11 protein-coding genes and 3 pseudogenes are annotated in these 25,811 nt (G+C 66.8%); 9 read left to right on the top strand and 5 right to left on the bottom strand.

All coding sequences use genetic code 11. The features are described from left to right. The first annotated feature begins 1 nt into the window (after nt 1). From ASE90_RS11755 to ASE90_RS11740, 4 genes are all read left to right on the top strand, one after another. Nucleotides 2-319: a type II toxin-antitoxin system ParD family antitoxin gene (locus ASE90_RS11755; protein WP_321163784.1), complete on the top strand. Its 318-nt coding sequence runs from the start codon at nt 2-4 to the stop codon at nt 317-319. Beyond that, on the top strand, nt 316-612 hold the full coding sequence (locus ASE90_RS11750) for a type II toxin-antitoxin system RelE/ParE family toxin (protein WP_056000602.1): 297 nt from the start codon (nt 316-318) through the stop codon (nt 610-612). Before ASE90_RS11755 ends, ASE90_RS11750 begins: the two co-directional genes overlap by 4 nt. 198 nt (nt 613-810) lie before the next feature. After that, entirely contained in the window at nt 811-2,211 is a 1,401-nt protein-coding gene (locus ASE90_RS11745; protein WP_056000599.1) for a tetratricopeptide repeat protein, read from the top strand. 142 nt (nt 2,212-2,353) lie between these two features. Beyond that, nucleotides 2,354-2,998: a helix-turn-helix transcriptional regulator gene (locus tag ASE90_RS11740; protein ID WP_056000596.1), complete on the top strand. Its 645-nt coding sequence runs from the start codon at nt 2,354-2,356 to the stop codon at nt 2,996-2,998. A 54-nt stretch (nt 2,999-3,052) separates the two neighbouring features. On the opposite strand, the gene ASE90_RS11735 is transcribed toward ASE90_RS11740, so the two are convergent. Next, entirely contained in the window at nt 3,053-4,219 is a 1,167-nt protein-coding gene (locus ASE90_RS11735; RefSeq protein WP_056000594.1) for a nucleotide sugar dehydrogenase, read from the bottom strand. A 222-nt stretch (nt 4,220-4,441) separates the two neighbouring features. Next, nucleotides 4,442-20,242 (bottom strand): type I secretion C-terminal target domain-containing protein, encoded by a 15,801-nt coding sequence (locus ASE90_RS20860; protein WP_321163783.1) that lies wholly within the window; start codon nt 20,240-20,242, stop codon nt 4,442-4,444. Between the two features lie 174 nt (nt 20,243-20,416). On the opposite strand from ASE90_RS20860, the gene ASE90_RS11725 reads away from it, so the two are divergent. Beyond that, entirely contained in the window at nt 20,417-21,646 is a 1,230-nt protein-coding gene (locus tag ASE90_RS11725) for a glycosyltransferase family 4 protein (protein WP_056000588.1), read from the top strand. 396 nt (nt 21,647-22,042) lie between these two features. Here the strand turns inward: ASE90_RS11725 and ASE90_RS11720 are convergent, their stop codons facing one another. The 3 genes from ASE90_RS11720 to vapB are packed head-to-tail and all read right to left on the bottom strand — an operon-like array spanning nt 22,043 to nt 23,315. Continuing rightward, a complete protein-coding gene (locus ASE90_RS11720; protein WP_056000585.1) occupies nt 22,043-22,453 on the bottom strand; it encodes a hypothetical protein in 411 nt (136 codons plus the stop codon). Between the two features lie 41 nt (nt 22,454-22,494). Continuing rightward, nucleotides 22,495-22,890, bottom strand: coding sequence for a type II toxin-antitoxin system tRNA(fMet)-specific endonuclease VapC (vapC, locus tag ASE90_RS11715; protein WP_321163782.1), 396 nt, complete (start codon nt 22,888-22,890; stop codon nt 22,495-22,497). 11 nt (nt 22,891-22,901) lie between these two features. Next, complete coding sequence (gene vapB, locus ASE90_RS20855) at nt 22,902-23,315, bottom strand: type II toxin-antitoxin system VapB family antitoxin (protein ID WP_268795011.1); 414 nt, start codon at nt 23,313-23,315, stop codon at nt 22,902-22,904. 534 nt (nt 23,316-23,849) lie between these two features. Here vapB and ASE90_RS20635 point away from each other — a divergent pair. From ASE90_RS20635 to ASE90_RS19145, 4 genes and pseudogenes are all read left to right on the top strand, one after another. Next, nucleotides 23,850-24,133 (top strand): annotated as a pseudogene (locus ASE90_RS20635) (transposase); the annotation flags it as partial. Nucleotide 24,134: 1 nt separating this feature from the next. Next, a pseudogene (locus ASE90_RS20630) lies at nt 24,135-24,481 on the top strand (IS3 family transposase); the annotation flags it as partial. 14 nt (nt 24,482-24,495) lie between these two features. Beyond that, nucleotides 24,496-25,213, top strand: a pseudogene (locus ASE90_RS11695) (IS3 family transposase); the annotation flags it as partial. Nucleotide 25,214: 1 nt separating this feature from the next. Further along, nucleotides 25,215-25,507 (top strand): integrase core domain-containing protein (locus tag ASE90_RS19145; RefSeq protein WP_156361564.1); only part of this gene is annotated, 293 nt, incomplete at its 5' end. Between the last annotated feature and the right edge of the window lie 304 nt (nt 25,508-25,811).

The raw sequence follows: 25,811 nt of genomic DNA, 5'->3' as shown, positions 1-25,811 counted from the left end.
GATGGCATTTTTTGCCATCGTCCTGCCATTGGAGACGGCCATGGCATCGATGAACATCTCGCTTCCCGACCCGTTGCGCGACCATGTGCAGGCGCGCGTCGACAGTGGGGATTATGCCAGTGCCAGCGACTATGTGCGCGACCTGATCCGCCGCGATCGGCAGGTGATCGAGGACGAAACGCGGTGGTTGCGCGAACTCGATACGTCGATGGCAGAAAGCATGGCCGAAATGCAGGCCGGCGGGGGCATCGACCTCGGTGTCGTGTGCGACGGGATCATGGCGCGCCTGGCGACGGCGGAAGATCGCTCCGCTACATGAGGGTAATCCTTTCGGCCCGGGCACAGGTCGATCTCGAACTGATCACCGCCTTCATCGCGCAGGACAATCCCGCCCGCGCGGCGACCTTCGTCGTCGAACTGCGCACGGTCGCGACCGGTCTCGCCGATATGCCCCGCGCCTTCCCCCTGATCCCGCGGTACGAACGGCAGGGTATTCGCCGACGGTCATGGAAAGGATATGGCATCCTCTATTCCGCATTGCCCGACCGGGTGTTCGTCCATCGCATACTAGGCCCTAGTCAGGATCATGATCGGGCGTTGCGGCTGCATTGAACTTTCCTACGCCCCCGATCCGCGTCATGCTCCGCCGGCCTGCCGGTCTGCCCGCCCCCGCATCACCCTCCGAACACCCTACGTTACGTGGCACCTTCGCAACCTTTGCCCGCCCGAACACCTCGCTGGACGGTCCATGGCGTACCCGGTATCGAGTAGGGATACGCCGGCGGACGGACAAAACCGGGGGGTGGCAAGATGATGGGGCAGGTCGGGGAACCGGCGCGACGGATCGAGGGGTGGAAGTCGATCGCCGCCTATCTCGGCCGCGACCGCTCGACCGCGATCCGCTGGTCGCGCGAGCGCGGCCTGCCGGTTCATGCCCTGCCCGGCGGCCGCGCCCGCAGCGTCTATGCGCTGGCCCATGAACTCGATGCGTGGATTTCGGGGCAGGAGGCGCTGCCGCCGGACCCGGTGCCTGATACACTTCCTGACCCGCAGGTCCCGGAACCGCCGCCTGCCCGACCGCCAGCGACCGCCATCGACCCGCTGGCGCTGCCCCGCCCGGCCCCGCCGCGCCGCTGGCCGATCGTGCTGGGTGCGCTGGCGCTGCTGGGGGTGAGCGTCGCCGGGATCGAGTGGATCGGGCCCTCGCCCGACCGGCTCGACGCGCCGACCCACGCGCGCTTCGTTGCCGCCCGCGACGACGTGGCGATGCGCAGCGCCGCGCGACTGCACGCCGCCACTGCCACGCTGACCCGCCTCGCCCACGACCATCCCGGCAATGTCGAGGTGCAGGAGGCGCTGGCCGAGGCATGGGTGCTGACCCGCGAATTCGGATCGGCCTCCGACACGCTCTGCATCGGCCGGGCCCGCGCGGCGGCGGCGGCGGCCCGCGCGATCGATCCGCGCTCGGCGGTCGCCGACCGGGTCGACGGGGTTATCGCCTATTGGTGGGACGGCAAACCGCAACGGGCCGGCGAACTGTTCCGCCGCGCGATCGCGCATGCCCCGAACGACCCGCTGGCCCATCTGTGGTATGCCAATATCCTTGCCGACAATGGCGAGGACGCCGCCGCCCAGCGCGCGTTCGACGCCGCGCGGACGCTGGCGCCGGGCGCGCCATGGCTGCTCGCCGATTATGGCTGGGGACTGTGGTCGGCAGGGCGGACAGAGCAGGCGCAGGCGCTGCTCACCACCGTCGCTACCCAATATCCGACGCTGGCCAGCGTCCACGACGCGCTGAGCGTCACCGCGCTCGCCGAGGGGGATCTCGCCGGCTATGCCCATCATCTGGCCATCCGTGCCCGCGTGCGCGGCGAACCCGAACTCATCGCCTATAGCGCCGCGCTCCGGCGCACGATCGACAGCGACCAGCGCGCGGGCATCGGACGGGCCACGACCTATGCGGTGATCCTCAGCCGTGCGGTGTCGATCACCCAGAATGACGACCTGCCCGACCATAGCTGGCCGGCGTTCGTCGCCGCGGTCGCGGGCGACCGGGCGGCGCTGCTCGCGATCCTCGACGATGCGCGGGCGCGTGGCGAACGATGGGGATCGGCCGGATTCGTCCGCCGCATCCGGGCGCATTTTGCCGGCGACGCGCGGATCGATGCCGCGCTGCGGGCGCTGGCACAGCCACGGATCGATACCGCCTGACCGGTCGATCCACCTGATTCCGCACCGGTTTTGCGGTATCACCACCCGATGCGACGCTTTGCGACACCTTGCCACCGGACGATTCCGGTGCGGCGGGCCTAGCATCGAACCGTTCGGTAACGACCGGTTCAGGGGGAGCGATATGGCGGGGGTACGCACGGTCGTTTCGACCGAATGGGGGAAGGTCGCGGACCATGGATCGGGAGATCCTGGCCGCGACCTGTATTGGCAGGGCCGTGTCGATCAGGCGGACGAGGCCGGCGCATTGATCGACGCCAGCGGTCGCATCCTGCGCACGACGCCGGCCTGCGACGCGCTGCTGGTCACCGGTGGCGACGGCGTGGCGCGCTGGACGCTGCTGCCGTGCGAACAGGCGCGGGTCGACACCGTGCTCGCCCGTGCCACCGCGCGGATCGCGCCGGAGGCGGCGGCATTACGCTATCACGCCGCCCCCGATCGTGCGCCGCTGATCCTGATCGCGCGGCCGGTGCCATGGGCGATGCGGCTGCTGCACGCCACGCCCGGCGCGGCGGTGGTGACGCTGATCGACCCGGCCGAGCGTCCTGCGCCGGCATCACAGCTGTGGCGCGAGGCGTTCGACCTGACCCCCAGCGAAGTCGCGCTCGCCGCGCTGCTGATGGCGGGCCATTCGCTGGAATCGGCGGCGGCGGCGCGTGACTGTCGCCAGACGACGCTGCGCGTCCATCTGCGCCACATCTTTGCCAAGACCGGCGTGTCGCGGCAGGCCGATCTGGTCAGCCTGCTGGCGCGGATCGGACGGGGATAACCCCAAAAGGCTTCTGCCGCCGCGTGAACCCCTTACGCGGCGGCAGAGGACCGGTCAGTCCGACCCGAAGATGTCGCGCGTGAACAGCTTGTCGCCGATATCGGCCAGTTCGGGCGCGGCGCGGTTGGCGATCACGACGTCGCACTCGTTCTTGAAGGTGTCGATATCCTTCACGACCTTCGATCCGAAGAAATTGTCCTCGTCGAGGCTCGGTTCGTACACGACGACCTCGATCCCCTTCGCCTTCACCCGCTTCATGATCCCCTGGATCGACGACTGGCGGAAATTGTCCGATCCGGCCTTCATCGTCAGGCGGTACACCCCGACCTTCTTCGGGCGGCGCGCGATGATCTGGTCCGCCAGGAAATCCTTGCGGGTGCGGTTCGCATCGACGATCGCGCGGATCAGGTTCTGCGGCACTTCCGAATAGTTCGCCAGCAGCTGCTTGGTATCCTTGGGCAGGCAATAGCCGCCATAGCCGAAGCTCGGATTGTTGTAATGCATGCCGACCCGCGGATCGAGGCCGACGCCCTCGATGATCTGCTTGGTGTCCATGTCGCCAGCGATCGCATAGCTGTCGAGTTCGTTGAAGAAGGCGACGCGCATCGCGAGATAGGTGTTGGCGAACAGCTTGATCGCCTCCGCCTCGCGGCTGTCGGTGAACAGCACGGCCACGTCCTTCTTCTCCGCACCCTGCAACAGCAGGTCGGCGAAGATCTTCGCGCGTTCGGACCGTTCGCCGACGATGATCCGCGACGGGTGGAGATTGTCGTACAGCGCGCGGCCTTCGCGCAGGAATTCAGGGCTGAACACCACGTTCGGCGCGTTCAGCCGCTGGCGGACTTCATCGACGAAGCCGACCGGGATGGTCGACTTGACGATGATCGTCGCCTGCGGCGCGGCGACCGCCGCCTTGCTGATGACCGCCTCGACCGAGCTGGTGTTGAACTTGTCGGTTTCGACGTCGTAATTGGTCGGGGTGGCGACGATGACATAGTCGGCACCGTCCAGCGCCTGCGCGGCATCGGTGGTCGCGGTCAGGTCGAGCGTGCGTTCGGCGAGGAAGCGTTCCAGCTCGGCATCGACGATCGGCGACTTGCGGCCGTTGACCAGCGCGACGCGGTCCTCCGAAATGTCGACGGCGACGACATTGTTATGCTGTGCCAGCAGCACCGCGTTCGACATGCCGACATAGCCAAGCCCGAAAACCGCGATCTTCATGTTCGTAGCACCCTTTGCCCGCCCGGCGCATCGCCGCATGAGGAAACCGCCTAGCCCCGGAACGGGCACGCAACAACCCCCCTGAACGCGGCGTCCCGGACGGCGAAGCGCTTCGATCCGGGGCAAATTCCGGTTTTCCGGGCCGAAGAATGTTGCGTTGCAAAAAAGCGATGCCGGCACAAGCGGCCGGTGCCATGAAAGGCACCGACCGCCGGCAAGCCATCACAGGAGGAAATCCCCCGCGCCGAGCGACGTCGCATACAGCAGGAACGCGAAGTCGGCGACGCCGTCACGGTTGCTGTCGCCCTGTACCAGCAGGTAGCCGTCGGCCGCGACTTGATACCGTAGTTCATAGGTCGTGTGGGTCGTCGTCGTGAACGCGGCGGTGCCGATGAAGGTGAACGCCTGGTTCCCGCTGGCGCTCGACGGATCGATCGTCGCGAGGTCGATGCGATCGCCGTCCGCCGCGACGAAGTCGGTGATCCGGTCGAGCAGAGCGGCCGTTCCGAAGTCGCTCACCTTGGTAAAGACGAAGCGATCCGCCCCCGTACCGCCGGTCATCACGTCGCCGCCGGTGCTGCCGGTCAGCACGTCGCTGCCCGTACCGCCCTCCAGCGTATCGTTGCCGCTGCCCGACGACAGCGTGTCGTTGCCGTCGAGGCCGCGCAGCAGATCGGCACCGCTGCCGGACGTGATGACGTTGTTCAACGTGTTGCCGGTGCCGGTGAAGGCCTTGCTGCTGGAATAGGTAAGTTTTTCCAGGTTGGCGCCCAGCGTGTAGCTGACCAGCGAGGTAGTGACCGTGTCGGTCCCCTCGCCGACCGCCTCGACGATCACGTCGCCGATATTGTCGATCACGTACCCGTCGTCGCCGGTGCCGCCGGTCAGCGTGTCGGCCCCGGCCCCGCCACTGAGCGTATCGTTGCCGGCACCGCCGGTCAGCGAGTCCGCATATTTCCCGCCGGTCAGGGCATTGGCGACGTCGTTGCCGATGCCGGTGAAGCCGGTGGTGCCGTTGAAGCTCAGGCTTTCGAGGTTGGCGGCGAGCGTGAAGCTGGCGAGCGAGGTGACGATCGTGTCGGTGCCGCCGCCGGCCGCCTCGACGATCACGTCGGCGATGTTGTCGACATAATAGGTGTCGTTGCCGATGCCGCCGTCCATCGTGTCCGCCCCGGCCCCGCCGTTCAGCGTGTCGTTGCCGACGAGGCCATAGAGCAGGTCGTTGCCGCTGCCGCCGGTCAGCGCATTGGCCAGTTCGTTGCCGGTGCCGGTGAACGCCCCGGTGCCGGTGAACACGACACTCTCGAAATTGGCGGCCAGCGTGTAGGCGTTGCGAGCGGTCCGTACCGTATCGCGGCCGCCATTCGCCGCCTCGACGATCAGGTCGTTGCCGTCGAGGACATAGACGTCGTTGCCCGACCCGCCGTCGAGCGTATCGTCACCCGCGCCACCGTCGAGCGTATCGTCGTCGCCCTCCCCGACCAGCGAGTCATTGCCCGCACCGCCGACGAGATTGTCGTCGCCGGTACCGCCGCGCAGCGTATCGTTGCCGCTGCCGGCGGTCAGGGTGTTGGCTGAGGCGTTGCCGGTGCCGGTGAACGCCGCGGTGCCGGTATAGGTGAGCGCTTCGAAATACAGCGCCAGCGTCCAGCTCGACAGGCCGGTGACGATGGTATCGGTGCCGCCACCCGACACTTCGACCAGCGTGTCGGTGGTGGTGTCGACGAGATAGGTGTCGTTGCCCGATCCCCCCTCCAGACGGTCGACGCCCGCGCCGCCGTCGAGCGTGTCGTTGCCCGACCCGCCCGACAGCGTGTCGTTGCCCGCCCCGCCGGTCATGCGGTTGCTCGATGCGTTGCCGGTGCCGACGAAGCCGGCGGTACCGGTATAGACGAGGTTTTCGACGTTCGCGAACGATGCGATGGTCAGGTTGCCGAGCGCGGTGCGGACCGTGTCGGTGCCCCCGCCCGACGATTCCACGACGATATCGGTCGACAGATCGACCTCATAGGTGTCGTCGCCGGTGCCGCCGATCATCGAATCCGCACCCGTGCCGCCGATCAGCGTGTCGTTGCCCGCGCCGCCGTTCAGGGTATCGGCCAGCGCACCACCGGTGATGACGTTGGCAAGGGCATTGCCGGTGCCGACGAAGCGCAGCCCGCCGGTATAGGTCAGGTTTTCGACATTGGTCAGCGACGCGATCGAATAGGTGCTGATCGTCGCCACCGATCCGCCGGGCAAGTCGGCCTCGACCGTGTCGATGCCGCCGCTCGCCGCCTCGACGATCATATCGGCGGCATCCTCGACCCGGTACAGGTCGTTGCCGGTGCCGCCGGTCATCGTGTCGATGCCGTCGCCGCCGTCGAGGATATCGTTGCCGGTGCCGCCGATCAGGATGTCGTTGCCATTGCCGCCGTCGAGGCTGTCATTGCCCGCCGGCCCGCCGTCCAGCGTATCGTTGCCGCCGAAGCCGCGCAGCGTATCGTCGCCCTCGCCACCCGTACGATTGTCGGGGGCGTCGTTGCCGTCATAGACGATGCCGGTATTGCCGTCGCTGGGCACCAGATCCTGATCGGTGAAGCGCAGCAGTTCGACGCCGGTGATCGTGTCGTCGCCATCGGGGCCAAGCCCGCCGCGATTGTCGACGACGCGGAACACGCCCGGCGATTCCTGCGTGATCGTATAGTCGGCGCGGACCGAGGAATAGAGGGCGATGTCATTGCCATTGCCGCCGTCGATCCGGTCGTTGCCGCCGCCGCCGACCAACCGGTCGTCGCCGGCACCGCCCAACAACACGTCGTTGCCGGCCCCGGCGTCCAGCGTATCGGCACCGCTGTCGTCGCCGCCGGTCAGCGTGTCCGCCCCCGACGATCCGGTGATCCGGTCGTTGCCGTCGCCGCCATACAGGTTCGCGCCGCTGCCGCCGATCGTGTCGTCGCCGGCTCCACCGTCGAGCCACGCATCGGCGGTTCCGCCCAGCTGATCGTTGCCGAGACCGCCGAGCAGCGTGCCCGACCCGGACAGGGTGTCGTTGCCGGCACCGCCGTCCATCCGGTTGGCACCGTCGCCATCGTTCAGCACGTCGTTGTCGGCCCCGCCGTCGAGCGTGTCGTCGCCCGATCCGCCGGTCAGCGTATCGCTGCCCGCGCCGCCCGACAGGCTGTCGTGGTTGGCGTCGCCCGCCAGCACGTCGTTGCCGATGCCGCCGTCGATGGTGTCGTTGCCGAAGCCGCCGGTGACGGTATCGTTGCCGGTCCCGCCCAACAGGCTGTCGGCCCCGTCGAAACCGTCGATCAGGTCGTCATTGTCGCCGCCATCGACCGTATCGTTGCCGGCCCCGGCGAACAGCGCGTCGTTGCCGCTGCCGCCCGCGATCGAGTCATCGTCGTTATAGCCGAAGATGCGGTCGTTGCCGGCCGCGCCGATCAGCGTGTCGTTACCCGATTCCCCGAGCAGATAGTCGTCGAGCGCGGTGCCGGTCAGCGCATTGGCACCGTCGTCGCCATGCAGCACGCTGCCGCCGACCGCGCCTTGCGTCACATCGGCGAACTGGATCGTTTCCATGCCGGTCAGGAAATCGGTGCCGCCGCCGCCGCGATTGTCGATGACGTACACGCCGCCATCGCCCGCCGCGACGGTGAAGTTGGCACGCTGGCCGCCGATGATCGCCCGGTCGGTACCCGCCCCGCCGATCAGCGTGTCGCTGCCATCACCGGCGGTCAGCGTATCGTCGCCGTCGCCACCGTCGAGCAGGTCGTCGCCGCTGCCCGCGGTCAGGATATCGGCCCCCTCGCCGCCCGACAGCGTGCCGCCGCCGGTCAGCGTATCGTTGCCGGCATCGCCCGACAGCATGCCGAAGCCGGTCAGCGCGTCGTTGCCCGCACCGCCCGACAGCGTATCGACGCCCGAACCGCCGGTCAGGATGTCGTTGCCGTCCTCACCATACAGCGCGTCGTCGCCGGTGCCGCCGTCAATCGTGTCGGCATCCATGCCGCCATAGATCAGGTCGTTGCCGGCATCGCCGGACAGGCTGTCGAGGCCCGATCCGCCATAGATGCTGTCGTCGTCGTCCCCGCCGCGCAGCGTGTCGTTGCCGCCGCCGATCGTCTCGACGCCCAGCACCGGACCACCCACCGGCAAACCGGTGACCGGATCGACCGGTTGGGTGATGGTCAGGTCGCCGCCGGCCAGAATATCCTCGCCCGTCCCGCCGACGATCGAGTCATTGCCGGTGCCGCCGACGACCAGATCGTCGTCGTCGCCGCCGTCGAGCAGGTCGTCGCCCGCCTCACCATAGATGCGGTCGGCTTCGGTCCCGCCATCAACGCTGTCGTTGCCCACACCGGCGAGGATGCTGTCCTCGCCCGCCAGACCGCGGATCGAGTCATTGCCGCCTTGGCCCTCCAGCGTGTCGTCGCCCGATCCGGCGAAGCGTGGCCCCGACGGATTGGTGACGTTGACCACGCCCGACGACGATCCGGTGGTGATGTCGCCGATCGTGTCGTTGCCCGATCCGCCGCGCAGATAAACGCCGGGATTGGCCTTTGCGATGTAATCGGCATCGTCGAAGCGCAGCACGCGGACATTGGTCAGTCTGTCGGTGCCCTCGGGCGATCCGGGGCGGTTGTCGGTGACGGTGACGACGCCATTGGTCTCGGTCACTGTGAAGTCGTTGCGATTGCCGTAATAGCGGACGATGTCGGGGGTCAGCGCGCCCGACCCGCCGCCGTCGATGGTGTCGTTGCCGCCATTGCCCGCGAGGAAATCGCCGCCGCTGCCGCCGTCGATGACATCGTTGCCGGCACCGCCCGAAATCCAGTCGGCACCGCCGCCGCCGAGCAGCGAATCCTCGCCATAATTGCCGTACAGGACGTCGTCGCCCTCGCCACCGTCCAGCGTCTGTGCGCCGTCGATGCCGCCGGGCGCGGTGCCGTAAAGCGTGTCGTTGCCGGCATCGCCATAGCCGATCGCGCCGGTATAGACGCCGAGCGCGTCATTGCCCGCCTCGCCACGCAGGATGCCATAGCCGGTGATCGCGTCGTTGCCGTCACCACCAAAGGCATTGCCCGACCCGATCGAGATGCTGTCGTTGCCAGCCTCGCCCAGCAACTGGCCGCTGCCCGACAGGACGTCGTCGCCTTCGCCGCCGCTGAGCGTACCGTCGCCAGACAGCGCGTCGCGGCCGGCACCGCCGATCAGTTCGTCGGTGCCGCCGCCGCCGGTGATGACGTCGTCGCCATCACCGCCGAGCGCCCGGTCGTTGCCGGTGCCGCCATCGATGGTGTCGTTGCCGGTGCCGCCGTCGAGGCTGTCATTGCCCGCGCCGCCGAACAGCTGATCGTCGTCGCTGCCGCCCAGCAGCGTGTCGTTGTCGGCCCCGCCGTCGAGCACGTCATAGCCGACGCCGCCGTCGAGCAGGTCGGCACCGCGCCCGCCGAAGATGCGGTCGTTGCCGCCCAGACCGAACAGGCGGTCGTCGCCCCGGTCCTGATCGGGATCGTCGATGCCGGTGTTGGGCGCGGTGACGCCGGCCGGCAGCCCCGCGCCGCTGATCGAATCGTCGAGTTCGGTGCCGGTCAGCGTGTCGTTGCCCGCCGATCCGGTGAACACCATCCCCGCCGTCGCCGCCGACAGGGCGAAGGCGGCGTTGGCGAAGGTCGCCCGTTCGACGCCCGACAGGCGATCGGTGCCGAAGTTGCGGCGATTGTCGACGACGAAATAGCCGCCATTGCCGTCGCGGATCACCGATGCGGTCTCCCGCGCCAGCTCGAACGAGGCGGTATCCTCGCCATCGCCGCCGACCAGCGTGTCGCTGGCATCGCCGCCCGACAGCCAGTCGTTGCCGGTGCCGCCGATCAGGCTGTCGGCACCCCAATTGCCATAAACGACGTCGTTGTCGGCCCCGCCGTCGAGCGTCTGCGCGCCGTCATAGCCCGTGGGCGACCAGCCCGACAGCGTGTCGTTGCCCGCCCCGCCGGTGCCGGTGCCGCCGGTGCCGACCTGCAACAGGTCCGCGCCGATCCCACCATCGAGGGTGCCATAGCCGGTGAGGCTGTCGTTGCCGGCATCGCCCGACAACAGCCCGGTGCCATAGAGGCGATCGTCATTGTCGCCGCCATAGAGCGAACCGTTGCCGTTCAGCGTGTCGTTGCCGGTGCCGCCGAGGATGCGGTTCAACCCGCCGACATCCTCGACATAATCGGCGTCCGCCCCGGCATCGATCGTGTCGTCGCCAAGGCCGCCATAGACGGTGTCGTTGCCGTCGCCCGCGCTGATCGAGTCCGTGCCGGTGCCGCCGTCGATATAGTCGTTGCCGGTCCCGCCGGTCAGCGTGTCCGACCCGGAATCGCCGGTCAGCACGTCGTTGCCCGCCCCGGCATCGATGATGTCGTTGCCGTCGTCGCCGCCCAGACGGTCGTTACCGGCAAGGCCGGTGATGGTGTCGTTGCCGCTGTCGCCGATCAGGATGTCGTCGAACGCGGTGCCGGTCAGCACCAGCCCGACATTGCTGCCCGGCAGCGTCTGTTCGTCGCCGCTGTCGAACTGGAGCAGCTCGACGCCGTACACCCGGTCGGTGCCGTTGGGGCTGCCGCCGCGCAGGTCCTGCACGGTGATGCTGCCGTCGCTGTTGTTGACGATGCTATAGTCCGACCGGCGGCCGGTATAGACCAGCTTGTCGAAGCCCGACCCGCCATAGACGGTATCGGTCCCGCCGCCGCCCCAAAGGGTGTCGTCGCCCGCACCGCCGAGCAGCGTGTCGCTGCCGCTGCCGCCCGAGATCGAATCCGCGCCCGACCCGCCGTCGAGCAGCAGGTCGCTGGCATAATAGCCCGACAGCGTGTCGTTGCCGTCATTGCCCTGCCCGCTGCCGCTCGACACATAGACGACGTCGTTGCCGTCGCCGCCGCGCACCAGCCCCGATCCGTTCAGCGTGTCGTTGCCGCCCTCCCCGTCGAGCAGCCCGCTGCCGTTCAGCTGATCGTTGCCCAAGCCGCCGGTCAGCGTGCCGTTGCCGCCGATCGTGTCGTTGCCGTCGCCGCCCGACAGGACGTTGCCGTTGTCGTCATAGTCGGTGATGCGATCGTCGCCCGCGCCGCCGTCGATCGTGTCGGCCCCCGCGCTCTGGACGATGGTATCGTTGCCGTCGCCGCCGGCGATGCTGTCGCCATCGGCACCGCCATCGATCCAGTCGGCCCCGGTGCCGCCGTCGATCGTGTCGGCCCCGGCTTCGCCATAGATCACGTCGTTGCCGGCGCTCCCGGCGACGCTGTCCGCGCCGCTGCCGGCGACGATCCGGTCGTTACCGGCGAGGCCGTCGATCGTGTCGTTGCCGTCACCGCCGGTGATGCTGTCGTCGAACGCGGTGCCGGTCAGGCCGTCGGCGGCGGTCGTGCCGCTCACGACGATGCCGGTGTTGGCGGTCACGTCGAAATCGAGGTCGGTGAAGCGCAGCGTGGTGATGCCGCGCACCTGATCGGTGCCGTCGACGCCGCGCCCGTCGCGGTTGTCGGCGACGATATAGCCGCCATTGCCATCGCGGATCACCGATGCGAAGGCGCGCGTCCCGCTATACAGCGCGACGTCGTAATCGCCGCCGCCGACGATCGTGTCGTCGCCATCGCCGCCGTCGAGCGTGTCGTTGCCCGCCCCGCCGTCGAGGCTGTCGTTATCGCCCGACACGCCCGGATAGCGTCCGCCCGACAGCGTGTCGGACCCGTCGCCACCCAGCAGCGTCTCACGCGTGCCATAGAATCCGATCAGGCGATCGTCGCCGGCACCACCGTCCATGGTGACCGGCCCGCTCCACGGATAGGCGGTGGCGATGGTGTCGTTGCCCGCCTCGCCATAGGCGGCCCCCGACACGATGTTGATCGCGTCGTTGCCGATCCCGCCGAGCAGCGTTCCCGACCCCGACAGCGTGTCGATGCCGTCGCCCCCGATCAGCGTGCCCTCGCCCGACAGCGCATCGTTGCCGACGCCGCCATCGAGCAGCCCGCTGCCCGAGAGCGCGTCGTTGCCGATGCCGCCTTCCAGGGTGCCCGTTCCGATCAGCGTGTCGTTGCCGGTATCCCCGTACAGGCGGTTGCTGCCGAGGCTGTCCTCCAACCGGTCGTTGCCGGTGCTGCCGCGCAACGTGTCCGACCCGGCATCGCCATACAGCCAGTCGGCATCGTCGCCGCCGTCGAGCACGTCCTGGCCCGTCCCGCCCCACAGCGTGTCGTCGCCCTCGCCACCCTCCAGCGTGTCGCGGCCCGACTGACCGTACAGCACGTCGTTGCCGACGCCGCCGCGCACCGAGTCATTGCCGAAGCCGGCATCGATGATGTCGAAGCCCGAATTGCCATAGAGCGTGTCGTCGCCGGCCAGCGTGGCCGAGGTCAGCGTCGCATTGGGAATGCGGTCGTCGATGCCGGCGCTGTCCTGCCAGAAGATGCCGGGCGTGCTGACCAGCGCATATTCGTCGTCGTCGAACTGGAGCAGCTCGACCCCCGACAGCGTATCGGTGCCGAATGGGCTGCCGCTGCGCAGGTCGGTCAGGATCGTCGTGCCATTGGCCCCGGCGGTGATCGAGAAATCGGCCATCCGCCCGGCCACGCGAACCACGTCCGATCCGCTGCCGCCGTCGACGCTGTCGGCACCGGCACCGGCGAACAGCAGGTCGTCGCCGGTACCGCCGAGCAGCGTATCGGCCCCCGCGCCGCCATCGATCGTGTCGGCGTCCGCGCCGCCGTCCAGTCGGTCGGCCGACGCCGATCCGCGCAGGCTGTCATTGCCGGCATCACCGGTCATCTGCACGCCCGCACCCGCCGACGACGCGTCGAGCGTGTCGTTGCCGGCACCGCCCGTCGCGGTGCCGCTGTACAGCGACATCGCGTCGTCGCCGTCGCCGCCGTCGAGCAATCCCGACCCGAAGAGCTGGTCGTTGTCCGCCCCGCCCAGCAGGGTGCCGGTGCCGCTCAGATAGTCATTGCCCGCGCCACCCTCGATCCGGTTGGTGCCGGTCAGGTCGGTGATGGTGTCGTTGCCGGCATCGCCGCGCAGCGTGTCGTTGCCGGTATCGCCCTCGATCCGGTCGTCGCCGGCACCGCCCGAGATCGAATCGTCGCCGCCATTGCCGTCGATGGTATCGTTGCCGCCCAGCCCTTCGATCGTGTCGTTCGAATTCGATCCCGGCAGCGAATCTGCCGCCTCGCTGCCCTGGATCAACAGGCCGATGCCGCTGGGCGAAATCGATGGCGTGAAGTTGTAGAGGGTCAGTTCCTCGGACACCGACGTGTCCATGCCCCGCAGGATCGCGATCGTCTTCCAGCCCGTGGCGGTGCCGGCGGCGTCGAAATCGGCCTGCAGGAACAGTTCGCCCGCCGCGCCCAGCAGGCGCATATGCCCGGTCAGGAACGGGTTCTGCCCGGCGGTGAAGTTGCTGAAATAGGCCACGACGTTCGACACGTCGAGCACGTCGCCGCCCGCCCCTGCGGTGAAGTTCTGGATGACGTCGGCGGTGCCGTCGCCATAGCGCAGATAATAGCCGTTCAGGCGGAACACGTCCTGCCCGGCACCGCCATCGAGCGTGTCGACGACAGTGTCATAGCCGACATTGTCGAAAACATCGTCGCCGGCATCACCCGACACGACGCCGCGGACATAGCTGAACGTATCGTCGCCATCGCCACCCGATACGGTGTTCTGGCCATATTGGTCGTTGAACCAGTCGTTGCCGTCGCCGCCCGACAGGCTGTCATCGCCCTGTCCGCCATCGATCCGGTCGCGGCCGGCACCGCCGAGGATCGTGTCGCGGCCCATGCCACCGTCGATCGTGTCGTCGCCGCCCAGCCCCTCGATCCGGTCGGGGCTGTTGGTACCATCGATATCGTCGCCAAGCTGGGTACCGGTGCGGGTAACGCCGACCGGACCGACGCCATTCGCGAAATTGTCGTAGTTCAGCGCCGTCGCCACGACATTCTGCAACCGCGCGACCGTCTGCCAGCCAAGCGTGGCGGCGGTGCCGTCATGATCGACCTGCAACAGCGTGTCGGCACCGTCCTGCAACAGTCGCATATGGCCGGTTTCGAACGGATTGCCGCCATCGACGCCGGACATATAGCCGGTGCCGAGGTTGATGACGTCGCCACCGGTACCGGCGGTGAAGTCGGTAATCGTCGTTATGCCGGAACCCGCCACCGGATAGCGGATCGAATATTCGTAGAAGTCGTACGTATCGCGCCCGAGACCACCCGTCAGCGTGTTCGTGACGGCCTGTCCCTGCCACGAACCGATATTGTAGAACAGGTCATCGCCATCGCCGCCATCGATGACGTTCGTACCACCATAGTCGGACAGCCGGTCGTTACCCGCCCCGCCGCTGATGGTATCGTTCCCCCCGCTACCCTCGATCGTGTCGTCGCCAAGCCCGCCGCTGAGGCTGTCATTGCCATCGCCGCCATCGATCGTGTCGTTTCCGGCATCGCCGACGATGGTGTCGTTCCCGCCATCCCCGGTCAGATTGTCGTTGCCGGCCCCGCCGACGATGCTGTCATTGCCGTTGCCGCCGTTCAGCGTATCGTCGCCGAGGCCACCAATCAGCGTATCGCGGTCGTTCGACCCGGTGACCCGGTCGTCGCCGTCGCTGCCCTGCTGCAACTGGCCCGCACCATCGATGCTCCAGCCACCGGTAAAGTTCGCGGTCTGGAAGGCGGCGGGCAGGACGTTCTGGAACCGGATCAGCGTCGTCCACGCATTGCCGCCGCCGTCGCGGTCCCATTGCAGCAGCGTATCGGTGCCACCATCGGCGGTCAGGCGGAAATGCCCGTCGGTCCACGGATTGACCGTGCCGGTGTAATTCTGAAGCTGTCCAAGCAATTGCGCCACATCGACGACGTCACCGTCGACCCCGGTCGCGAAGTCGGTGATGGTCGTCTGGACCTGCTGCCCATAAGGATAGAAGACATAGCTGTCGCGGCCGGTGCCGCCGGTGATGGTGTCCGCGCCGGTATTGTAGCCGACATATTCGAACCGGTCGTCGCCGGCCCCGCCATCGATGCTGTCGGCACCGGTATAATCGCGGAACAGGTCGTTGCCGTCGCCGCCGAGCAGCGTGTCGTTGCCGTCCTCGCCGTCGAGCGTATCGTTGCCGGTACCGCCATCGATCCGGTCGTTGCCGCTGCCGCCGGACAGGGTATCGTTGCCAGCCCCGCCGGCCAGCGTGTCGCCGTCTTCCTGCCCGCTCAGATTATCGTTGCCGTCCCCGCCGGTCAGGCTGTCGTTACCGATCCCGCCTTGCAGATTGTCGTTGCCGGCATCGCCCGACAGCGTGTCGTTGCCCTGTTCGCCGTAGAGCAGGTCGTCGCCGTCGCCGCCCGCGACGGAATCATGCCCGCCATTGCCGTCGATCGTGTCGTCGCCCAACCCGCCGGTCACGCTGTCGGCATCGGCCGTTCCGGCGATGCGGTCGTCCTGTGCCGATCCGGTAACGGTCTGGCCGATCCCGGCCGGATCGATCCGCACATCGCCGATGACGAAATTGTCACGGGTAAAGGTCGCGCCCGCCTTGCCGGCGAAGGTGATGAGGTCGACCCACGTCGCCCCGCCGGTCGCGCCGTTCCAGTCGACCTGCAACACCCGGTCGCTGCCGCTGACCACCAGTCGCAGATAGCCCGTCGCGAACGGATTGCTGCCGGCGACATAGCCGGTCCAATAGCTGCCGAGCGACGCCAGCGAGACGACATCGCCATCGGCCCCGACCGCGAAATCGGTGATCCGGTCGGCGGTCACGCTGCCGGGCGAAACCGACGTCAGTTCATAGGTATCGCGCCCGTCGCCACCGGTCAGCGTGTCGGTGGCACCGCTATAGCCGACATAGCGGAAATAATCGTCGCCAGCCCCGCCGGTGATGCTGTTGGCGCCCTGATAGTCCTGGAACCGGTCGTTGCCGTCGCCACCCGACAGCGTGTCGTTGCCGGCACCGCCATCCAGCGTATCGTTGCCAATGCCGCCATCGAGACTGTCGGCCTCGCTATTGCCCGACAGATTGTCGTCGCCACTGCCGCCGATCAGCGTGTCGAGACCGGCACCACCGTCCAGATAATCGTCGCCTGCCCCGCCCGACAGCAGGTCGTTGTCACCCTCGCCATAGAGCGCGTCGTTATCGTCGCCGCCGTCGAGCGTGTCGTTGCCCGCGCCGCCGAACAACTGGTCGCTGCGTTCACCGCCGCTGATCGAATCCGCGCCCTCATTGCCGTAGAGCGTGTCGTCGCCATAGGCGCCGTTGATGGTGTCGTTACCGGCCAGCCCCGAATAATTGTCGCGGCCCGCGCCGGTGAAGCTGTCGGCACCGGTCGTGCCGCTCTGGACCGCATAGACGCCGGTCGAACGCAGGTCGGGGGTGAAATTGTCGGGGGTCAGCGCGGTTGCGGTGACGTTCTTGAGCAACAGATATTGCTGGAAATTGTCGCCGCCGCCATTCTGGTCGAAATCGACCGCGGTATCGCTGCCGACCTGGCGCAGCCGCATCCAGCCACCCGAGATCAGCTTGGTCGCATCCATCTGCTCGCCGCCCAGCGACAGCCCGGCCTGATCGAGGACGATCAGGTCACCGCCGCTGCCGGTGGCGAAATCGGTGATCGTGCTGACGATCGGCGTCTGGTTGAACAGGTAATAGAGGTTGTAGCGATCGCGCCCGGTGCCGCCGCTATAGCTGTCATTGCCCTGATAATAGCCGACATAGTCGAAGCGGTCGTCGCCCGCGCCGCCGATGGACGTATCTGCGCCGGTATAGTCGCCGAAACTGTCGTCGCCGTCGCCGCCGATGAAGCTGTCATCGCCATATGAGAGACTAAAACTGTCGTCCCCGGCCCCGCCGTCGAAGGTGTCGTTACCATATTCATAGCTGCTGAAGGCGTCGTCGCCGTCGCCGCCGGACAGGCTGTCGTTGCCGCCCTGTCCGATCAGCGTGTCGTTGCCGGCCCCGCCGACCAGCGTGTCGTTGCCCTCGCCGCCGTCGAGAACATCGTTGCCGGTGCCGCCATCGATGCTGTCGTTGCCGGTGCCGCCATAGAGCGAGTCATCACCGCCCAGCCCGGAGAGGGTGTCGCCCAGTGGCGTGCCGTCGATCCGCTGGTTGTTGGCATCGCCGGTCAGGGTCGCGCCGGCAAAGCCCGGGCGGTACCATGTCGTGAAATTGTCGGCGGTGAAGGCGGCCGGGTTCGTCACTCCTGCGAACCGCGCGATCGTCCGCCACGCATAGCCGGTGGCACCGGCGTCGTTGTCGACCTGGAGCACGACCACGCCGCTTTCGGTGGTGAAGCGCAGATAGCCGGCGGTGAACGGGTTGGTCGACGGGTCCCAGTTGTAGAAATAATCGGTTTCGATCTGGAGCCGGTCGCCACCCGCGCCGGTCGCGAAATCGGTGATGACGGTCAGGTTGGCGGTCGTCGTCGGATAGGCCGACAGGATATAGGTATCGCGCCCGGTCCCGCCGGTCACGGTATCGACCGACCCGCCATAGCCGACTTCGCTGCTGAACGTGTCGTCGCCGTCGCCCAGATCGACCGTCGCGTTGCCGGCATAGCTGTAATAGCCGCCCCGCACGCTGTCGTTGCCCGCGCCGGCCATGACCGTGTCGTTGCCGTACACCGCCTCGATCGTGTCGTCGCCGTCGCCGCCGATCAGGCTGTCGTTGCCGTCGCCGCCATCGATATAGTCGTTGCCCGCATCGCCGGCCAGCGTGTCGTTGCCGCCTTCGCCATACAGCCGATCGTCGCCCGAACCGCCCTCGACGTCGTCGTCGCCGTCATTGCCGTTCAGATAGTCGTTGCCGTCGCCGCCCAGCAGCGCGTCGTTCTGACCGCCGCCATACAGGCTGTCGTCGCCGGTGCCGCCATCGATGCTGTCCGCACCGTAATTGCCGCTCAGCGTATCGTTACCGCCCAGCCCGGTGATGGTATCGCCGTCGTTGGAGCCGTTGATCTCCTGCGCCAGCGCGCTGCCGGTCAGCACCAGCCCCTGCGCATTCGGCGCATAGCCCAGCGTGAAATTGTCGCGGGTAAAGGCCGCGGGCGCGATCCCTTCGAAGGTCAGCCACGTCGCCCAGCTATTGCCGCCGCCATCCTGGTCGATCTGGAGCAGGGTGTTGCCGCCGCTGGCGATCAGCCGCAGATGCCCGGTCGTGAACGGGTTCGCGCCGGTGGCGAGGTTCGAGAAGTTCCAGTAGCCGTCGACGACGTCGCCGTTCGCGCCGCCTTCGAACCCGGCGATCGTGTCCGCGCCCTGCCCGGCATAGTAATAATAGGTCTGGAACGTGTCGCGCCCCGCCCCGCCGACGAAACGGTCGGTGCCGGCACCATAGCCGACATAGTCGAACCGGTCGTCACCATCGCCGCCGACCAGCGTGTTGTTGCCCTCATAATCCTGAAAAAAGTCGTTGCCCGCGCCGCCGGTCAGACTGTCGTTGCCGGCATTGCCGTAGAGCGTGTCGTTGCCGTCGCCGCCCGCGACCGTATCGTTGCCGATATCGCCAGACAGCGTGTCGTTGCCGGCCCCGCCATCGAGGCTGTCATTGCCCGCATTGCCGTCCAGCACGTCGTTGCCGACGCCGCCCGACAGGGTATCGGCGACCAGCGACCCGTTCAGCACGTCGCGCCCTTCGCCGCCGGTCAGGACATAGCCCTTGTCGGCGGGTGCATAGCCGATGAAATTGGCGGCGGTCATCGCGGTCGCGGTCACGCCGTTCAGTTGCAGCACCGACACCCAGCCAACGCCGGTGCCGCTACCGTCGCGGTCCACCTGCAACAGCGTGTTGCTGCCCGACTGGAGCAGCCGCAGGAATCCGGTCGCGAACGGATTGGTGTTCGAATCCCAGCCCGACAGATAGGAGGTGACGTCGTTCAGGTCGATGACGTCACGGTTCTCGGTGCTGCCGGCCACGAAGTCGGTGACGATGTCGGTATGCTGGTTCGACGGATACGCATAGAGGCCATAGCCGTCGATCGTCAGCGTATCATTGCCCGCGCCCAGCGTGATCGTGTCCGCGCCGCCCGCCTCGCTCCGGCCGCTGCCGACGAAGCGGATCTCGTCGTCGCCCGCCCCGGCATTGATAAGGTTCGCGCCGGCATTGTCCTCGAAAATGTCGTCGCCCGCGCCGCCGATCAGCGTGTCGTTGCCGGCCCCGCCAAGGATCGAATCACGCCCGTCGCCGCCATCGATCGAGTCATTGCCATATCCGCCGATCAGCGTGTCGCCCATCGATCCGCCACGGATCGTGTCGTTGCCGCCGCCGCCATCGATCCGGTCGGCAAAGGCCCCGCCGTCGATCAGGTCGTTGGAATCGGTACCGGTCAGCGTATCGTTCAGCGGGGTGCCGGTGATCGTCTCGCCCGCCCCGGTCGGGCTCCAGCTCGGCGCGAAATTGCTCGCGACCAGCGCGGTGGCGGTGACGTTTTTCAGCACCAGCAGCGTCTTGATGCTGTGCGCGGTGGCGCCGGCATCGATATCGATGCGGATCAGCGTGTCGCTGCCCGACTGCACCGCCGACAGGAAGCCGGTGAGGAACGGGTTGGTGCCCGCGCTATAGCCGATCAGGTCGTTGACGACCTCGGACAGGTCGATGACGTCGCCCGACGCGCCGGTGGTGAAGTCGGTGACGGTGTCGGCAAGGAAGCTCAGCGGGAAATTGCGGACGCCATAGCCATCGACGCGCAGCGTGTCGCGACCCGCGCCGGTGGTGATCGTGTCGGCACCGCCGGTGCTGCCACCGTCCATATAGCCGATGCCGTTGAACGTGTCGTTGCCGGTGCCGCCGTCGAGGACGTTGCTGCCGCGATAATCCTCGATGACATCGTCGCCCGCCCCGCCGCGCACGGTGTCGTTGCCGTCATTGCCGTACAGCACGTCGTTACCGTCGCCGCCGTCGATGCTGTCGTTGCCGGCATTGCCGTACAGCGTATCGTTGCCGCCATTGCCGGCGATGCTGTCGTCCGTGGCGGTGCCCGAGTAATTGTCGCCACCGGTGGTGCCGCTATAATTCGCCATCTGCCATCCCCCACGTCCGACGGCGCGCCCCCCGCCATCGTCATCAACCATCCGACCCATTGTCGGAAATGCGCGACACAATGGTTACTTGAACGTAAATACTCAATAGTTTTACCAGTCTATTGACAGGACACATTCTGAATATTCGCACCTACCCCGAATGGAGTATTGCGGTTGGACATATTATTTATCCACCAGAACATGCCGGCGCAGTTCAAGAACCTTGCGCCCGCGCTGGCGGCATCGGGAAAACATCGCGTCGTCTTCGTAACCCGTGGCAAAGGCGTCGATATTCCCGGCGTCCGCTGTGTCGGCTATGAAGCGCCGCGTCCGGCCAATCCGACCACCCATCATTATGTCCGCCTGTACGAAGCCAGCGTCCGTTACGGGCAGCAGGTCGCGCGCACGCTGCTCCAGCTGAAACGCGAAGGATTCGTGCCGACGATCGTCATCGGCCATCCGGGCTGGGGCGAGATGATGTTCGTGCGCGACGTGTTCCCGCGCGCCGTCATCCTCAGCTATGCCGAATTCTATTATCACGGGGCCGGGGCCGATGTCGGTTTCGATCCGGCGCAGCCCGCCGATCTCGACACCGTATGTCGCACGCGGGCGCGCAACGCGCATCTGCTGCTCAGCCTCGACATGGCCGATGCCGGCATCGCACCGACCGAATGGCAGCGCAGCCGCCATCCCGCCATCTACCAGCCCCGCATCCGCACCATCTTCGACGGGGTGGAGACCGATGTGGTGAAGCCCGATCCGGCGGCGCGCTTTCGCCTGCCCGACGGGCGCACGCTGTCGCGGCAGGACGAGGTCATCACCTATGTCGCGCGCAACCTCGAACCCTATCGCGGCTATCCGTCCTTCATCCGCGCGCTGCCCGCCATCCTGACCGCCCGGCCCGAAGCGCAGGTCGTCATCACCGGCGGCGATCAGGTCAGCTATGGCGCGCCCGCCCCCGAAGGGCGGTCGTGGCGCGAGCAGATGGAGCTGGAGGTGCCGCTGACCACCGGTCCGTTCGCCGATCGCGTCCATTTCACCGGCAAGCTGTCCTATGCGAACTATCTGTCGCTGCTGCGCGTCTCCAGCGTCCACACCTATCTGACCGTGCCGTTCGTGCTGTCATGGTCGTTCGTCGAGGCGATGGCGACCGGGTGCGTCATGATCGCATCGGATACCGCGCCGGTGCTCGAATTCCTCGAACCCGGCATCAACGGGCATCTGGTCCCCTTCCACGACCCCGCCGCCATCGCCGACCGGATCATCGCCACCCTCGCCGATCGCAGCGACCATCTGCGCCTGCGCAAGGCCGCCCGGGCGACCGCCGTCGGCCGTTGCGCCCTGTCGGTCTGCCTGCCGCGGCAGATGCAGCTGGTCGAGCAGCTGACGGGGGTGTCGGTGTAGCGTCTGTCTGGAAACGTACGAAAGAGCGTTTCGCCATCGCTTCGAACCATCCCTTGGGTCTGGATGGTCACCCCATCGATCACCGTCCGTTCGCACGCCTGTAGCGCGCCGGGAACAACACCGTCAGACGGACTCCTGCCGCGGCAAGGTTGGAGGTCGCTGTTCCAGCAAGTCGTTGGCGGTGCAGCGCCGTCACGCGCTTGACCTGCGCAATGCTGCGTCCTGCCAGTTCCGCGGTTCGAGCAACACACATTCCGGCATCGCGCAACGCGACAATATGACGGTGGTGGGCAAGGTCCCGATGAGTGTCGTGTGGGCCTGCTCGATCCGATACGGAATGGGGCAGTCCGGCTGCGGCAAGCGCCTTCCGGGTGAAGGTATCGACCTGCTTTTCGGTCAGGCGTGGCGGTCGCGGGCTTCCTTCAGGAACTGGGCGCGGTTGTAGCCGCCAAGCTCCTTGCGCAGCACGTCGCGCTCGACCAGCGCCGCCCCGCGTTCGTGGCGTTCGGCGAGAATGTCGCGCCCGCGCCGCTTCGAGTAATCGACGAACCAGATGGCGAGCGGAACGGTGGCGAAGGTGGCCATCAGCAGCGAACCGACGAGGCCGCGGGTCGCCTTGTTCCACGCGCGGATGACCTCGCCGACATGGGGGACCATGCCCATGACGGTGCGTTGGCATGAACCATCGGGCATCAGCAGGTCGACCGCCTTTGTCTGATCGAACCCAACCCAGTCCCAGAACCACGCGAGGATGCGCACGCAGATGAGCTGGACCTTGTTCTCGTCGAGCGTCAGCGACAGGACCACGGTGTACCTCCACCCCTCCCCCTCTTCTCCCCTGCAACAGCTCAGTGGGCAGGAAGCCAGTCCTCGCAGCGTAGTCCTTCTACCCGTTCGAATTCGCCGAGGTTGCCGGTGACAACGACCAGCCCCCGACTGCGGGCATGTCCCGCGATCAGCAGGTCGTAGCTACCGATCATCCGCCCCTGTCTCGCCAGAACGGCGCGAATGTCACCGGCATGGGCTGCCGCATCGTCGTCGAAGGGCAGCACGTCCAAACGGCTCGCGAAACGTTCGACCTCGCTGCGGTTCTCGATCGGGCGCGCGGATTTGGCAGCCCCGTAGAGGAGCTCGAACAGCACGATACTGGATATGCACAGGCCATCGGCCTCGGCATTGAACCGCTCCCGGATCGTCTGTGGCCGATCGCGCAGCACCCGGATGCACAGGTTCGTGTCGAGCATGTAGCGAAGCATCAGAACGACTCTCGTACCTGCGCTTCCGGCTGCTTGTTCTCGTCGATATCGATCCCAGACGCAGCGAAGAAGTCGTCCCACTGGCGGTCCGCCGGCACGATTACACGCCTGTCTCCGTCACGCAGGATGGCGACCTCGCGGACACCCTCGGGAAACGCCACATCCTTGGGCAGACGGACGGCCTGCGAACGATTGGATTGGAACAGGTTGGTCCGGGTCAACTGACGCACTCCTTCTAGACCGTCGCTATTTGGATATGTCGCTGGGATATACAACTTTGCACGGGGGCGATACGTCGAATCGACATGCAGCGCATCAGCCAGCGCGCTGTCGGGGTGGCACTGGATGAGGCGCTCGAGTGCTTTAAGCGGCAGCAACGCCGGATCGAGGCGCGGCCCGTTGGGCCTGGCCACCATGCGCCCATCGCCAGCAGATGACGGCAGTTGCGTACCTCGACCAACAATTAACCCCGCTCGGCACGGCTGAAGACGCGATCGAGTCCGTACAGCCATCGGCTGAACTCGGCGGGGTACCATGCCGCCGAGGCTGCTGTGCGGACGCCTGCCCTGCCCATTCCGCCAATACCGGCGTTCGGCGTTCGGCGTTCCACCATCGTCCATCGCCCATATGGAAGACGCGCTTCAGATGTCTCCGACCGCAATGCTCGCAGCACCCTTTGGCACGGGCAAACCGAACGAAGTTGGAGATATGCTGCCAATCGATTGAACTGGCCCCTGTTTTGACCGGACGGAATTAAGCCTAAGAAGGAGGCTTGGGGCTATCCCCTGAGCATAGGCTTATGTCCGTGTCCGAGATCATCRCCGACGGCGGTCGTCGCCGTCACTGGAGCACGCCTGAGAAGCTGAGGATCGTCGAGGAGACGCTCGACGGTCGCGAGAGCATCTCGGTGGTGGCGCGCCNCCGGGTGACGTTCCAAATGAGCTCAGATCATCGCCGACGGCGGTCGTCGCCGTCACTGGAGCACGCCTGAGAAGCTGAGGATCGTCGAGGAGACGCTCGACGGTCGCGAGAGCATCTCGGTGGTGGCGCGCCGCAACGGCGTGGCGCCGAACCTGCTGTACCGCTGGCGGCGGCTGATGCTGGAAGGCGGAAGCGTAGCGGTCGCCGGCGACGATGACGTGACCAGCAACCGCCAGGTCCGCGAGATGGACAATCGCATCCGCGAACTGGAGCGCCAGCTCGGCCGCAAGACGCTGGAGGTCGAGATCCCNCGATGACGTGACCAGCAACCGCCAGGTCCGCGAGATGGACAATCGCATCCGCGAACTGGAGCGCCAGCTCGGCCGCAAGACGCTGGAGGTCGAGATCCYGAAGGAAGCGCTGGAGCGTTCACGCCCAAAAAAAGCGAGCTTGCTCATGCACTCGCCGCTGCCGRAGACTATCCGGTGAGCCTGGTCGCCAGCACGCTCGGGGTCGGGCGCTCGACGGTGTACGACCGCCTGGCCGGCAGCACCAAGGCTCGCGGGCCGTACACCAAGGCCGAAATGCGGATTTGCTGCCCCGCATTCGCCAGATCGCCGCGCAGCGGCCAACATACGGCTACCGCCGCATCGCGGCGGTCCTCAATCGACAGCAGCGCGCCAAGACTATCCGGTGAGCCTGGTCGCCAGCACGCTCGGGGTCGGGCGCTCGACGGTGTACGACCGCCTGGCCGGCAGCACCAAGGCTCGCGGGCCGTACACCAAGGCCGAGGATGCGGATTTGCTGCCCCGCATTCGCCAGATCGCCGCGCAGCGGCCAACATACGGCTACCGCCGCATCGCGGCGGTCCTCAATCGACAGCAGCGCGCCGAAGGGCTGGCGCCGGTCAACCACAAGCGCGTCTATCGCATCATGGCGGCGGACCGCCTGCTGCTGGCGCGGCGCTATACCGAGCGGGCCGACTATGGCCATGACGGCGTCGTGGTGACGATCCGCTCCAACCTGCGCTGGTGCTCGGACGGCTTCGARTTCACCTGCTGGAACGGCGAGGTCGTGCGCGGCGCCTTCATCATCGATGCCCATGACCGCGAGATCATCGCCTGGAGCGCGGTCGCCAATGCCGGCATCAGCGGCTCGGACGTGCGCGACATCATGCTGGAAGCCGTGGAAACCCGCTTCGGCGGCATGCGCGCGACCACGCCGGTCGAGATGCTGTCCGATAACGGCTCGGCCTATACCGCCCGCGAAACACGGACCTTTGCCCGGCAGCTGGGCCTCAAACCCTGCTTCACCCCTGTCCGCAGCCCGCAGYCCAACGGCATCTCCGAGGCCTTCGTGCATACCCTCAAACGAGATTACATCCGTGTCTNTGTCCGATAACGGCTCGGCCTATACCGCCCGCGAAACACGGACCTTTGCCCGGCAGCTGGGCCTCAAACCCTGCTTCACCCCTGTCCGCAGCCCGCAGTCCAACGGCATCTCCGAGGCCTTCGTGCATACCCTCAAACGAGATTACGTCCGTGTCTCCCCGCTCCCCGATGCACTCACCGCGTTGACATCGCTGGCCGGATGGATCGAGGACTACAACGACAACCACCCCCACTCAGGGCTCAAAATGCGTTCGCCGCGCGAGCATCGCGCACTGGTTTCTGCAACCGCCTAATTCCGTCCGGTAAAACGGGGGCCAGATCAGGTATAGACATCGAAGCAAGCGCTAATTGGCTGGACGCAAGAACCGGTTGGACGCTACCTTCCCGATCGGGAACGATCATCGTACGGCGCGGGCGTTCTGGAAAAGGACGGCATGCAGCCGGAAGATACCTTCAGGTGACGATGGAACGTTCTGAAATCGTCCGACATGCGGTCGGGAAAGTCGCGGACCTTGTCGGGGGGAATGACAGCAGTATCGACTGCCAACCGACAGGCCGACCAGCGCGAGGATAGCCCAGTGCGGCAGCAGGCTAGCG

This window comes from Sphingomonas sp. Leaf67 (genome assembly GCF_001421965.1).
In the GTDB taxonomy this organism is placed as follows: Bacteria; Pseudomonadota; Alphaproteobacteria; order Sphingomonadales; family Sphingomonadaceae; genus Sphingomonas.
Note: the sequence above shows the minus strand (reverse complement) of the source record. Positions and strands in the feature narration are given on the sequence as shown.

Bases quoted from the DNA above. Each gene is read 5' to 3' on its own strand.
- ASE90_RS11755 (WP_321163784.1), top strand. From the start codon at position 2: ATGGCATTTTTTGCCATCGTCCTGCCATTGGAGACGGCCATGGCATCG.
- ASE90_RS11750 (WP_056000602.1), top strand. From the start codon at position 316: ATGAGGGTAATCCTTTCGGCCCGGGCACAGGTCGATCTCGAACTGATC.
- ASE90_RS11745 (WP_056000599.1), top strand. From the start codon at position 811: ATGATGGGGCAGGTCGGGGAACCGGCGCGACGGATCGAGGGGTGGAAG.
- ASE90_RS11740 (WP_056000596.1), top strand. From the start codon at position 2,354: ATGGCGGGGGTACGCACGGTCGTTTCGACCGAATGGGGGAAGGTCGCG.
- ASE90_RS11735 (WP_056000594.1), bottom strand. From the start codon at position 4,219: ATGAAGATCGCGGTTTTCGGGCTTGGCTATGTCGGCATGTCGAACGCG.
- ASE90_RS20860 (WP_321163783.1), bottom strand. From the start codon at position 20,242: ATGGCGAATTATAGCGGCACCACCGGTGGCGACAATTACTCGGGCACC.
- vapC (WP_321163782.1), bottom strand. From the start codon at position 22,890: ATGCTCGACACGAACCTGTGCATCCGGGTGCTGCGCGATCGGCCACAG.